This is a genomic window from Pseudoalteromonas sp. GW168-MNA-CIBAN-0100 (assembly GCF_040309225.1).
Classification (GTDB): Bacteria; Pseudomonadota; Gammaproteobacteria; order Enterobacterales; family Alteromonadaceae; genus Pseudoalteromonas; species Pseudoalteromonas arctica.
Window position 1 is genome coordinate 1 of the sequence record NZ_JBEOOL010000226.1, and the last position, 366, is coordinate 366.

General features: G+C 48.6%; 1 protein-coding gene. It reads right to left on the minus strand.

The annotated features are described in order from the left end of the window. Positions 1-366 (minus strand): FAD-binding protein (locus AAEY62_RS20855; RefSeq protein ID WP_350636198.1); only part of this gene is annotated, 366 nt, incomplete at both ends.

Here is a 366-nt window from a genome sequence, read left to right on the forward strand (position 1 = left end):
TTGTTTGCCCGCCGACTGCTTGGCCTAATTGAATACCATCCCCCATATCGAAGGTGTTGCCATAAGGTATGCAATACTCAAGTAGATCAGGCATGTATTGACGTGTCATGGTGTCGTTCATTACAAAGCCACCGGTGGCTAATACCACACCACGAGTTGCACGAATCGCAATTTCTCGGTTGTCGCGCTTAGCAATTACGCCGCAAACACGATTGTTTTTATCTACTAATAAAGCAATAGCGCGACAATCATTAATTACCTCAGCGCCCGCGCCTGCGATGCGCTGCATTATGGCATCCATAAATATTTTACCGCCTTCGTCGCCCACTTTAGAGGGCACGTGACCGCGTGGAACGGGCTTAGCAA